We start from the raw sequence: 12538 nt of genomic DNA on the forward strand, positions 1-12538 counted from the left end.
GCCCGGGGCCCGGGCCGGTCAGAGCCAGCCGCGCCGCTTGAACTGGCGGTACAGGCCGACGACCGCGCCCGCCATCAGCAGCACGACCGCCGGATAGGCCCAGACCCAGCGCAGCTCCGGCATGTGGTCGAAGTTCATCCCGTAGATCCCCGCGACCATGGTCGGCACCGCCGCCATCGCCGCCCACGCGGAGATCTTGCGCATGTCGTCGTTCTGCCGCACCCCCATCTGCGCGAGATGCGCGGACAGGATGTCCGAGAGCAGCCGGTCCAGCCCCTCCACCTGCTCGTTGGCACGGGTCAGATGGTCCTGTACGTCCCGGAAGAACGGCTGCGCGTGCTCATGGACGAACGGCACGCCCGCGCTCGCCAGCCGGGCCATCGGCACGGTCAGCGGGACCGTCGCCCGGCGGAACTCCAGCACCTGCCGCTTGAAGGTGTAGATGCGGGCGGCGGTGTTCTTGGTGTTCTTGGAGTCGCCGCTGCCGCTCGGCGCGAACACCTGCGTCTCCAGCTCCTCCAGGTCGACCTGGAGCTCGCCCGCGACATCTATGTAGTGGTCCACGATCGCGTCGCTGATCGCGTACAGGACGGCGGTGGGCCCGTGCTTGAGCACATCGGTCTCGGCCTCCAGCCTGCGGCGCACCGCCGCCAGCGGCGCCCCCTCGCCGTGCCGGACCGTCACCACGAACGAGTCGCCGATGAACACCATCAGCTCGTCCGCGGTGACCGTGTCCTTCTCGTGGTCGTACACGATCGGTTTGATCACCGCGAACAGGGAGTCGTCGTAGACCTCCAGCTTCGGCCGCTGGTGCGCGGCCAGCGCGTCCTCCACGGCCAGCGGATGCAGCCCGAACTCGCTGCTGACCATGTCGAACTCCTTCTCGGTCGGCTCGTGCAGGCCGATCCAGAGGAAGGCGTCACCGGCGGCCCGCGCCTCGTCCAGGGCATCGGAGAAATCGGCGGGGCCGTCGGTGCGGCGTCCGTCGCGGTAGATGGCGCAGTCCACAATCACGGCGCGCATTCTTCCCTGCTCCGGTCCCCGGCGCACCTTTGCCGCGACGTCGGCCTACCCTGGGCCCCATGCCCACCCTGATCCTCGTACGCCATGGACGCTCCACCGCCAACACGTCCGGGGTGCTCGCGGGCCGCACCCCCGGTGTCGCACTCGACGAGCGCGGCGCCGAGCAGGCCGCCGCCCTCCCCGGCCGGCTGGCCGCACTGCCGCTCGCCGCCGCCGTCAGCAGCCCCCTGCAACGCTGCCGCGAGACCCTCGGGCCGCTGCTGGAAGCCCGCCCGGAGCTCCCGCTGCACACCGAGGAGCGGATCAGCGAGTGCGACTACGGCGACTGGTCGGGGCGCAAGCTCGCCGAACTCACCGACGAGCCGCTGATGACGGTCGTGCAGCAGCACCCCTCCGCCGCGGCGTTCCCCGGCGGCGAGTCCATGCGCGCGATGCAGGCACGCGCCGTCGACGCGGTACGGGACTGGAACGCCCGGATCGAGGCCGAGCACGGCGAGCACGCCGTGTACGTGATGTGTTCGCACGGCGACATCATCAAGTCCCTGGTCGCCGACGCCCTCGGCCTGCATCTGGACCTCTTCCAGCGCGTCCAGGCCGACCCCTGCTCGGTCACCGCGATCCGCTACACCCGGCTGCGCCCCTATCTGCTCCGTCTCGGCGACACGGGGGACCTCGCGGGCCTCGCGCCCCGCGAGCCGGGACCGGACGCGGACGCGGCGCCGGACGCGGCGGTCGGGGGCGGCGCGGGCTCGCCGTGATCTCCGCGCGCAGTAGGGTGGACGCGCCGTAGGCACCCGCGCGGGAGAACTCTTCCGCGGGGCCCCGGCCGACCCTCATCTGCCGTCAATTCTCAAGGGAGACAGGACGTGTCCCGTCAGGTGTTCCTCTACGACCCCCCGGACCGTTTCGTGGCCGGTACGGTCGGGCTGCCTGGACGTCGTACGTTCTTCCTGCAGGCTTCCTCAGGCGGACGTGTCACCAGCGTGGCCCTGGAGAAGACCCAAGTCGCCGCGCTCGCCGAGCGGGTCGACGAACTGCTGGACGAGGTGGTGCGGCGTACCGGCGGGAACTCCCCGGTGCCCGCGGTCGCCCCGATGGACGTCACCGACACCGCTCCGCTCGACATCCCCGTCGAGGAGGAGTTCCGGGTCGGCACGATGGCGCTCGCCTGGGACGGCGAGGAACAGCGCATGATCGTCGAGGCGCAGGCCCTGGTCGAACTGGACGCGGACTCCGTCGAGGACCTCGCCGAGGCCGAGGAGCGGCTGCTCCAGGACGAGGAGAACGGCCCGCCGATGCTCCGGGTCCGGCTCAGCGGCGCACAGGCCCGCGCCTTCGCCAAGCGCGCCCTGGACGTCGTGAACGCGGGCCGCCCGCCGTGCCCCCTGTGCAGCCTGCCGCTCGACCCGGAAGGACACGTATGCCCGCGCCAGAACGGATACCGCCGGGGCGCCTGACCGACGCCGAGCTGGTCACCCTGCTGGCCAAGGGGCGGCTCACCGTCCTCGGCCAGGTCCGGGGCGCGTCCAACGCGGTGCTCTACTGCTCGGTCGCGTACGAGGGCGAGGAGACGCACTGCGTCTACAAGCCGGTGGCCGGCGAACAGCCGCTGTGGGACTTCCCCGACGGCACGCTCGCCCAGCGCGAGGTGGCGGCCTACGAGGTCTCCGAGGCGACGGGCTGGGGCCTGGTCCCGCCGACCGTGCTGCGGGACGGTCCCTACGGCCAGGGCATGTGCCAGCTGTGGATCGAGGCGGAGCCGCAGGGCGAGGACGATCCGGGGCTGCTCGCGCTCGTCGAGGACGAGGAGCCCGGCGAGGGCTGGAAGGCCGTGGCCTTCGCCGAGGTGGGGGAGGGCAGGACCGCGCTGCTGGTGCACGCGGACGATCCCCGGCTGCGGCGGCTCGCCGTCCTCGACGCGGTGATCAACAACGGCGACCGCAAGGGCGGGCACCTGCTGCCCGCGCCGGGCGGCCGGCTCTACGGCATCGACCACGGTGTGACCTTCAACGCGGACGACAAGCTGCGCACCCTGCTGTGGGGCTGGGCGGGCGAGCCCCTGACGGCCGAGGCCGTCGCCGTACTGGACCGGCTGGCCGGGGAGCTGGAGCCCGGCGCCGGGCTCGTCACCCGGCTGGGGGAACTCGTCACGGCGGCCGAGATCGAGGCCCTGCGGGCCCGGGTGGCCGCTCTGCGCACCACCGGGCGGCACCGGGAGCCGAGCGGAGAATGGCCGGCCATCCCGTGGCCACCGGTCTGATCCGGCCCCGGCGGGCGCCCCGTGAGCCCCGCCCCACCGGCGGGGTTTCGGGGGATGCATGTTCCCGGTTCCGGCGCAAGAGTGCCTCTTCGGTCAGGATGCCCCCTCCGGTTCGTATCCGGAAGCCGCGTCCGGTTACGCTCGTGACATGCATGCCTGGCCCGCTTCTGAGGTCCCCGCCCTGCCTGGCAAGGGCCGCGACCTTCGGATCCACGACACCGCGACCGGCGGACGGATCACCCTTGACCCCGGTCCCGTCGCCCGCATCTATGTCTGCGGCATCACGCCGTACGACGCGACCCATATGGGTCATGCGGCGACCTACAACGCGTTCGACCTCGTTCAGCGCGTGTGGCTCGACACCAAGCGGCAGGTTCACTACGTCCAGAACGTGACGGACGTGGACGACCCGCTCCTGGAGCGGGCCGTGCGCGACGGACAGGACTGGACCGAGCTCGCCGAGCGCGAGACGGCCCTGTTCCGCGAGGACATGACCGCCCTGCGCATGCTCCCGCCGCAGCACTACATCGGAGCCGTCGAGGCGATACCCGGCATTGTGCCGCTCGTCGAACGGCTCCGGGACGCGGGCGCCGCCTACGACCTCGACGGCGATGTGTACTTCTCCGTCGACACCGACCCGCACTTCGGCGAGGTCTCCAACCTCGACGCCGAGGCGATGCGCCTGCTGTCCGCCGAGCGCGGCGGCGACCCGGAGCGCCCCGGCAAGAAGAACCCCCTGGACCCGATGCTCTGGATGGCCGCCCGCGAGGGCGAGCCGAGCTGGGACGGGGGCTCGCTCGGGGCCGGCCGGCCCGGCTGGCACATCGAGTGCGTCGCCATCGCCCTGGACCACCTCGGCATGGGCTTCGACATCCAGGGCGGCGGCTCCGACCTCGCCTTCCCGCACCACGAGATGGGCGCCTCGCACGCCCAGGTACTGACCGGCGAGCACCCGTTCGCCCAGGCGTACGTGCACGCCGGGATGGTCGGCCTGGACGGCGAGAAGATGTCCAAGTCGAGGGGCAACCTGGTCTTCGTCTCGACGCTGCGCCGCGACGGCGTGGACCCGGCGGCGATCCGGCTCGCCCTGCTCTCGCACCACTACCGCTCCGACTGGGAGTGGACCGACCAGATCCTCGCCGATGCCGTGGCCCGGCTCGCCCGCTGGCGCGCCGCCGTCTCGCGCCCCGACGGGCTGTCCGCCGACGCGCTGGTCGAGGAGGTCCGCGCGGCCCTCGCCGACGATCTGGACGCCCCGGCCGCGCTGGCCGCCGTCGACCGCTGGGCCGAGCGGCAGACCGCCGAGGGCGGCACGGACGAGGGGGCGCCGGGACTCGTCTCGCGCACCGTCGATGCCCTGCTGGGTGTCGCGCTGTAACCGCCCGCCGTATTACGCCCGTTCACCGGCCCCGAACTTCTTGATGAAGTTCGGGGCCGGTTCCGTTTTGTCCATGGTCAAATGCTCGATGCTGCGCTAAAAGCGCTCTATGCAATCATCAACGCGCATCAGATCGGCAGTAGTTGCAGCGCTGCTGGGACTGCTCGCCGTCCTCACGGGACCGGGCAGCGCCCGCGCGGCCGACCCGGCCCCCGCCGGCACGACCGTCGGCGACCTCACCGGCTTCTCGGCCGACGGGCCCGTCTACCGGCTGACGGCCGGGGCCGCGAAGGCCCGCGTCAGCTTTGTGTCCGAGGAGACGTTCCGTATCGAACTCGCCCCGGACGGCACCTTCCAGGACCCGGCGGGCGACGCCATCGTCCTGCCGCAGGGCAAGCCGCCCCGCACCCGCTGGAAGGAGCGCGCCGACCGCTACGACCTGTCCACCGGAAGCGTCACGCTGCGTGTGTACAAGTCGCCCCTGCGGTTCGCCCTGTACCGGGCCGACGGCAGCCGGGTGTGGTCCGAGGCGAAGGGGCTGAGCTGGGACGCGGACAAGACCACCCAGACCCTGGCGCGCGGCGCCGACGAGCAGTTCTACGGCGCCGGGATGCAGAACGGGCGGGGCAACACCTCGCACCGCGACAAGACCGTCGAGGTCGGCGTCGACTACAACTGGAACGACGGCGGCCACCCCAACTCGGTGCCGTTCTACCTCTCCTCGGCCGGCTACGGCGTCTTCCGCAACACCTTCGCCCCCGGGACCTACGCCTTCACCGACCCGGTGACCACCACCGAGCAGGAACAGCGCTTCGACGCCTACTACTTCGCGGGCGACAGCGCCAAGGACGTCATAGGCCAGTACACGAAGCTCACCGGGAAGCCGTTTCTGCCGCCGGTGTACGGCCTGGAGATGGGCGACTCCGACTGCTACCTGCACAACGCCAACCGGGGTGAGCGCCGCACCCTGGACGCGCTGAAGGTCGCCAACGGCTACGTCGAGAACGACATGCCGAACGGCTGGATGCTCGTCAACGACGGTTACGGCTGCGGCTACGAGGACCTCGCGGAGACCGCGAAGGGCCTCCAGGACCGCGACATGGAGCTGGGCCTGTGGACCGAGGACGGCATCGACAAGATCGGTGACCAGGTCAGGGCGGGCCAGCGCGTCGCCAAGCTGGACGTGGCCTGGGTCGGCGACGGCTACAAGTTCGCCCTGGACGGCTGCAAGGACGCGTACAAGGGCATCGAGGACAACAGCGACGCGCGCGGCTTCACCTACGCCCCCGAGAGCTGGTCGGGCGCGCAGCGCTGCGGTGTCCAGTGGTCCGGCGACCAGTCCGGAAGCTGGGAGTACATCCGCTGGCAGATCCCGACCTACGCGGGCGCCACGATGTCCGGCCTCGCCTACACCACGGGTGACGTCGACGGCATCTTCGGCGGCAGCGCCAAGACGTACACCCGTGACCTGCAGTGGAAGATGTTCCTCGGGACCACGATGACCATGGACGGCTGGGCGGCCAGCGACAAGCAGCCCTTCCGCTACGGCGAGCCGTACACCTCGATCAACCGCGACTACCTCAAGCTCAAGGAGTCGCTGCTGCCCTACCAGTACTCCTACGCGCACGAGGCGACCGAGACCGGGGTCGGCATGGTCCGTCCGCTGGCCCTGGAGTACCCGGACGACCCGAAGGCGGCTACGGACGCGGCGAAGTACGAGTTCATGTCGGGCGAGGACTTCCTCGTCGCCCCGGTCTACCAGGACAGCACCGAGCGCGACGGCATCTACCTGCCCAAGGGCACCTGGACCGACTACTGGACCGGGCGCACCTACCAGGGGCCGACGACCGTCGACGGCTACAGCGCCCCGCTCGACACCCTGCCGCTGTTCGTCAAGGGCGGCGCCAGTGTGCCGATGTGGCCGGGCATCCGCTCGTACAAGGACCGCACGGCCGGCTCCCCGCTGGCCTGGGACATCTACCCGCAGGGCACGTCGTCGTTCACGCTGTACGAGGACGACGGCGTGACCCGCGAGCACCGCGACGGCGCATACGCCACCCAGACCGCCGACGTGCGTGCTCCGGCGGAGGGCGCGGGCGACATCACCGTGAACATCGGTGAGAGCAAGGGGAAGTTCACGGGCAAGCAGAGCACCCGGCCGTACGAGTTCACCGTGCACACCGGCTCCGAGCCCGGCGCGGTGAAGCTGGCCGGCAAGCTGCCCCGGCTCGGCTCGGCCGCCGCCTACGCGAAGGCGAAGCAGGGCTGGTGGTACGACCGCGACGACCGGGGCGGCGTGGTGAAGATCAAGACCGCCCCGCTGTCCACGGGCAAGAAGTTCTCCCTGAAGCTGGAGGACACCAGCGCGGTCGGCGGGCGGAACGCGTCCGCGACGGCCTCGCTGTCGGTGCCGCAGGGCCAGGAGACCGGCGCGGGCACCGCGAGCACGGTGGCCGTCGACGTGACCGCCGGCAAGGCCGATGTGACGGGCGCCGCGCTCACCCTCGACGTCCCCGAGGGCTGGCAGGTCACCCCGGCGAAGACCGTCGACCGGATCCCGGCGGGCACCACCCGGCGGGTCGAGGTCCGGGTCACCCCGGCCGAGGACGCCAAGGCGGGCGAGGCGAGGGTCACCGCCCTCGCGCGCTACCGGTCGGCGGGCGAGTCCCGCACGGCCGCCCAGCGGTTCGCCGCATCCGTCATGCCGGCACCGCCCTCGGGCGAGGTGTGGGCGAGCGATCTTGAGTGGCTGACCTCGGCCAACGGCTACGGACCGGCGGAACGCGACCGCAGCAACGGCGAGTCGGGCGCGGCCGACGGCCATCCGCTCACCCTGGCCGGGAAGGTGTACGAGAAGGGGATCGGCACCCACGCCGACTCCGACATCGAGGTCTATCTCGGCGGACAGTGCGCGAAGTTCACCGCGGACGCCGGGATCGACGACGAGATCGACGGCTACGGCGAGGTGGCGTTCTCCGTCGAGGCTGACGGCAAGGTGCTGTGGACCTCGCCGAAGGTGACCGGGGCATCGGAGACCGTACCGGTCGATGTGGACGTCACCGGGGCGCGGCATGTGCGCCTCAAGGTCACGGACACCAACGGGTCCAAGACCGGTGACCACGGGGACTGGGGCGCGGCGCGCTTCGTCTGTTCCTGAGTGACGGCGGTACGGCGACAGGGGAGCCGGGCGGGTGCGTACCCGCCCGGCTCCGCGCTGCCCGGGTCAGTCCTCGGACGGCCGGTCGGGGCCGGCGTCCGGGCCGTTGCCGGGGCCGTCCTCCTGCGCGCCGCCGTCCTGTGGGCCGGCATCCTGCGCGCCGCCGTCCTGCGGGCCGTCGGATGCTTCCGCCGGGCCGCTGCCGCCGGTGTCCGGACCGGTCCCGGCCCCGCCCCCGGGACCGCTCACCGGCCCCGGCCCGGTCTCCGGGCGGATCGGCTTCGGCGGCCTGGTGCGGCCGCTCGACGTGTCCCGCAGATACGTGCCGTCGCCGCCCTCCGTCGCATGACCGCCGGGCGGTCCGCCGGGGCCGGGGTCCCGGCGCCGCAGATAGCGTTCGAACTCGCGGGCGATGGCCTCGCCGCTCGCCTCCGGAAGCTCCGCGGTGTCCCGGGCCTCCTCCAGCGTCTGCACGTACTCCGCCACCTCGCTGTCCTCGGCGGCCAGTTGATCCACCCCCAGCTGCCAGGCGCGGGCGTCCTCGGGGAGTTCGCCCAGCGGGATGCGCAGCCCGATGAGGTCCTCCAGACGGTTCAGCAGCGCCAGCGTGGCCTTCGGGTTGGGCGGCTGCGACACATAGTGCGGCACCGCCGCCCACAGGCTCACCGCGGGCACGCCGGCGTGCGTGCACGCCTCCTGGAGGATGCCGACGATGCCGGTCGGCCCCTCGTACCTGGTCTCCTCCAGGTCCATGGTCCGCGCCAGGTCCGGATCGGACGTGACCCCGCTGACCGGCACCGGACGGGTGTGCGGGGTGTCGCCGAGCAGCGCACCGAGCACCACGACCATCTCGACGCCCAGCTCATGGGCGAAGCCCAGGATCTCGTTGCAGAACGAGCGCCAGCGCATGGACGGTTCGATGCCCCGGACCAGGACGAGGTCGCGGGGCTTGTCGCCGCCGATGCGGACCACGGAGAGCCGGGTGGTCGGCCAGGTGATCTTGCGCACCCCGCCGTCCAGAAAGACGGTCGGGCGGTTGACCTGGAAGTCGTAGTAGTCCTCGGCGTCCAGCGCCGCGAACACCTCGCCCTTCCACTCCCGGTCCAGGTGCGCGACCGCCGTGGAGGCGGCATCACCTGCGTCGTTCCACCCCTCGAACGCGGCCACCATGACCGGGTCGATCAGCTCGGGAACCCCCTCGAGCTCGATCACCCAGGCCTCCTTCCGAAGTTCCCTTGCGTACGGAACAACCTTACGGCTTCCGGCCACCCGCGCCGCCGTCCTCGGGCACGGCCGGGTGAACCCGGGCCACCGGGGTGCATCACCGGCCGAATAGGGGCATCAGTCTCGCAAGACATCCGAGCTGTGGGGGTATTTTTCGGCCCGGCTCTGGACGTTGGGCGCTTCAGGGAGCTATACATCGGATGACCAGAGCAGAGGTCCGATGTTATTTCCCCTGGGGGCGCACATGAGTCAGACCGTCACGGATTTCGAGGTCCACGACATCCGGTTTCCGACCTCGGAACAACTGGACGGTTCGGACGCCATGAACCCCGACCCCGACTACTCCGCGGCCTATGTCGTCCTGCGCACCGACGCCCGGGACGGCGCCGGCGCCGGTGCCGAGGGACATGGCTTCTGCTTCACCATCGGACGCGGCAACGAGGTGATGGCCGCCGCCATCGAGGCCCTGCGGCCCCATCTCACCGGGCGCCCCGTGCCCCGTACCGCCGCCGCGCTCGGCGCCCTGTACCGCGAGCTCACCCACGATTCCCAACTGCGCTGGCTGGGGCCCGAGAAGGGCGTGATGCACATGGCGGCCGGCGCGGTCGTCAACGCGGCCTGGGACCTGGCGGCGAAGCTGGCGGACAGACCCGTCTGGCAGTTCCTGGCGGAGATGACACCGGAGGACCTGGTCTCCCTCGTCGACTTCCGCTACCTCACCGACGCGCTCACCCCCGACGAGGCGCTGGCCATCCTGCGCGGCGCCGAGCCGGGCCGGGCCGCCCGCGCCGAGCGGCTGCGGGCCGAGGGGTACCCCGCCTACACCACCTCGCCCGGCTGGCTCGGCTACTCCGACGACAAGCTGGTCCGGCTGGCGAAGGAGGCCGTCGCCGACGGCTTCACCCAGATCAAGCTGAAGGTCGGCGGCGACATCGGCGACGACGTCCGCAGGATGGCCCTCGCCCGGGAGGCCGTCGGCACCGACGTGCGGATCGCCGTCGACGCCAACCAGCGCTGGGACGTCGCCGACGCGGTGGAGTGGATGAACCGGCTCGCGCCCTACGAGCCGCACTGGATCGAGGAGCCGACCAGTCCCGACGACATCCTGGGCCACGCCGCCGTCCGGGCCGGCCAGCCGGTCAAGGTCGCCACCGGCGAACACGTCGCCAACCGCGTCGTGTTCAAACAGCTCCTCCAGGCGGGCGCGGTCGACTTCGTCCAGATCGACGCGGCCCGGGTCGCGGGCGTCAACGAGAACCTGGCGATCCTGCTGCTCGCCGCCAAGTACGGCGTGCCGGTCTGCCCGCACGCCGGCGGGGTCGGGCTGTGCGAGCTGGTCCAGCACCTGTCGATGTTCGACTACGTGGCGGTCTCCGGCACCTGGGACGACCGGGTGATCGAGTACGTCGACCATCTCCACGAACACTTCGTCGACCCCACCGTGATCGAGGCGGGCCGCTACACCGCCCCGGTGTCCCCGGGCTTCTCCGCCCGGATGCGCCCCGAGTCGATCGCCGCACACCGCTATCCGGAGGGCCCCGTCTGGCAGGCCCGCCGCACCACCGAGGAGGACGCCCGATGACCGGCACACGCGACTTCGAGGGGATGAACGCCCTGGTGACGGGAGGTGCCTCCGGTATCGGGGCGGCCGTCGCCACCCTGCTGCTGGAGCGCGGTGCGCGCGTCGCGGTCCTCGACCGGGACACCAAGGGCGCGCCGGAGGGCACCCTCGCCGTCGAGGCGGACGTCACCGACGACGCCGCCGTGCGCGCGGCGGTGGACCGGGCCGCCGCCGAGCTCGGCTCCCTGCACACGCTCGTGTCGAACGCCGGCATCGGCTCCATCGGCACCGTCGAGGACAACGACGACACCGAATGGGCCCGGGTGCTGGACGTCAACGTCCTCGGCATGGTCCGCACCGCCCGGCACGCGCTGCCCCATCTGCGCGCCGCAGTCGCCGAACGCCCCGGGGCCGTCTCGATCACCCAGACCTGTTCCATCGCCGCGACCGCCGGGCTGCCCCAGCGTGCTCTGTACAGCGCGAGCAAGGGCGCGGTCCTCTCGCTGACCCTCGCCATGGCCGCCGACCACGTCCGCGAGGGCATCCGGGTCAACTGTGTCAACCCGGGTACGGCCGACACCCCGTGGATCGGCCGGCTGCTGGGCCGGGCCGAGGACCCGGACGCCGAGCGCGCCGCCCTCGACGCCCGCCAGCCGCTGGGCCGGCTGGTCTCCGCCGACGAGGTGGCCGCCGCGATCGTCTACCTCGCCGGCCCCGCCGCGGCCTCCGTGACGGGCACGGCGCTGGCGGTCGACGGCGGGATGCAGGGACTGCGCCTGCGCCCCGCCGGCAGCTGACCGGGGCCCCGGGCCCGAGCCGCACCACCCGCACCACGCACCGCCGCAACGCGATCAGAGCTTCGAGCCGGTACTCCACAAAGGAACGGGACACCAATGAGAGTGCGTACGACGAGTGCGGCCGCCTGCGCCGTACTGCTGGCCGTCACTGCCCTCGCGGGCTGCAACCGCGAATCGTCGGACAGCGGCGCGGGCGGCGGAAAGGTCGGCATCGACCTGCCGCGCAGCGACAGCGACTTCTGGAACTCCTACCAGAACTACGTCCAGAAGGGCGTCAAGGACGGCGAGGTCGAGGCGCTGCCGCTGACCAACTCGCAGAACGACATCGGCAAGCTGGTCGCCAACGTCCAGACCTTCAGCGACCAGGGCGCCAAGGCCGTGGTGATGGCCCCGCAGGACACCGGCGCGATAGCCGAGTCGCTCAACACGCTGAACGAGAAGAAGATCCCGGTCATCAGCGTCGACACCCGCCCGGACAAGGGCGACGTCTACATGGTGGTGCGCGCCGACAACAAGGCGTACGGGACCAACGCCTGCAAGTACCTCGGCGAGCAGCTCAAGGGCAAGGGCAAGGTCGTCGAGTTCCAGGGCGACCTGTCCTCCATCAACGGCCGCGACCGCTCCGAGGCCTTCAAGGCGTGCATGGACAAGGACTTCCCGGACATCGAGGTGTTCGAGCTGGCCACCGACTGGAAGGGCGACGTCGCCTCCGCCAAGCTCCAGTCCACCCTGGCCGCCCACCCCGACATCAACGGCATCTACATGCAGGCCGGCGGGGTCTTCCTGCAGCCCACCCTCGCGCTCCTGGAACAGAAGAAGCTGCTGAAGCCGGCCCGTACGGCGGGCCACATCACCATCATCTCCAACGACGGCATCCCGGAGGAGTTCGACGCCATCAAGGCCGGGAAGATCGACGCCACCATCTCCCAGCCCGCCGACCTGTACGCGAAGTACGCCCTGTACTACGCCAAGGCGGCGCTGGACGGGAAGACTTTCAAGGAGGGTCCGACCGACCACGACTCCACCATCATCAAGATCCCGAACGGCTTCGAGGACCAGCTCCCCGCGCCGCTCGTGACCAAGGACAACGTCGACGACCCGAAGCTGTGGGCCAACCAGCTGGAGAAGAAGAGCTAGC

The 12538-nt window shown here is 71.4% G+C and carries 10 protein-coding genes; 8 read left to right on the plus strand and 2 right to left on the minus strand.

Features of this window, described 5'->3' with window-relative positions:
* Positions 1-18: 18 nt before the first annotated feature.
* A complete protein-coding gene (gene corA, locus RLT58_RS29025) occupies positions 19-1023 on the minus strand; it encodes a magnesium/cobalt transporter CorA (RefSeq protein ID WP_311313318.1) in 1005 nt (334 codons plus the stop codon).
* A gap of 59 nt (positions 1024-1082) precedes the next feature.
* On the opposite strand from corA, the gene RLT58_RS29030 reads away from it, so the two are divergent.
* The 5 genes from RLT58_RS29030 to RLT58_RS29050 all read left to right on the plus strand — a co-directional run bounded on the left by RLT58_RS29030 (position 1083) and on the right by RLT58_RS29050 (position 7818).
* Complete coding sequence (locus RLT58_RS29030; RefSeq protein WP_311313319.1) at positions 1083-1781, plus strand: histidine phosphatase family protein; 699 nt, start codon at positions 1083-1085, stop codon at positions 1779-1781.
* Positions 1782-1889: 108 nt separating this feature from the next.
* The gene (locus RLT58_RS29035) at positions 1890-2480 is read left to right on the plus strand and encodes an Rv2134c family protein (protein ID WP_311313320.1); all 591 of its coding nucleotides are present in this window, start codon (positions 1890-1892) and stop codon (positions 2478-2480) included.
* Entirely contained in the window at positions 2444-3283 is an 840-nt protein-coding gene (locus RLT58_RS29040; protein ID WP_311313321.1) for an Rv2133c family protein, read from the plus strand. The genes RLT58_RS29035 and RLT58_RS29040 overlap by 37 nt, the downstream gene beginning before the upstream one ends.
* A gap of 148 nt (positions 3284-3431) precedes the next feature.
* Entirely contained in the window at positions 3432-4661 is a 1230-nt protein-coding gene (gene mshC, locus RLT58_RS29045; RefSeq protein ID WP_311313322.1) for a cysteine--1-D-myo-inosityl 2-amino-2-deoxy-alpha-D-glucopyranoside ligase, read from the plus strand.
* Positions 4662-4770: 109 nt separating this feature from the next.
* Positions 4771-7818 carry an NPCBM/NEW2 domain-containing protein gene (locus RLT58_RS29050; RefSeq protein ID WP_311313323.1) on the plus strand — a complete coding sequence of 1016 codons (3048 nt, stop codon included), beginning with the start codon at positions 4771-4773 and terminating at the stop codon, positions 7816-7818.
* A gap of 66 nt (positions 7819-7884) precedes the next feature.
* Here the strand turns inward: RLT58_RS29050 and RLT58_RS29055 are convergent, their stop codons facing one another.
* Positions 7885-9030 carry a PAC2 family protein gene (locus tag RLT58_RS29055; protein WP_311313324.1) on the minus strand — a complete coding sequence of 382 codons (1146 nt, stop codon included), beginning with the start codon at positions 9028-9030 and terminating at the stop codon, positions 7885-7887.
* A 256-nt stretch (positions 9031-9286) separates the two neighbouring features.
* Between RLT58_RS29055 and RLT58_RS29060 the strand changes: the two genes are divergently transcribed.
* The 3 genes from RLT58_RS29060 (at position 9287) to RLT58_RS29070 (ending at position 12537) form a co-directional block, all read left to right on the plus strand.
* Positions 9287-10624 (plus strand): enolase C-terminal domain-like protein, encoded by a 1338-nt coding sequence (locus RLT58_RS29060; RefSeq protein ID WP_311313325.1) that lies wholly within the window; start codon positions 9287-9289, stop codon positions 10622-10624.
* Positions 10621-11400 carry an SDR family NAD(P)-dependent oxidoreductase gene (locus tag RLT58_RS29065; RefSeq protein WP_311313326.1) on the plus strand — a complete coding sequence of 260 codons (780 nt, stop codon included), beginning with the start codon at positions 10621-10623 and terminating at the stop codon, positions 11398-11400. The genes RLT58_RS29060 and RLT58_RS29065 overlap by 4 nt, the downstream gene beginning before the upstream one ends.
* A gap of 96 nt (positions 11401-11496) precedes the next feature.
* Positions 11497-12537: a sugar ABC transporter substrate-binding protein gene (locus tag RLT58_RS29070; protein WP_311313327.1), complete on the plus strand. Its 1041-nt coding sequence runs from the start codon at positions 11497-11499 to the stop codon at positions 12535-12537.
* Position 12538: the final 1 nt, after the last annotated feature.

Origin of the sequence: Streptomyces sp. ITFR-16 (genome assembly GCF_031844705.1) — a bacterium.
GTDB lineage: Bacteria > Actinomycetota > Actinomycetes > Streptomycetales > Streptomycetaceae > Streptomyces.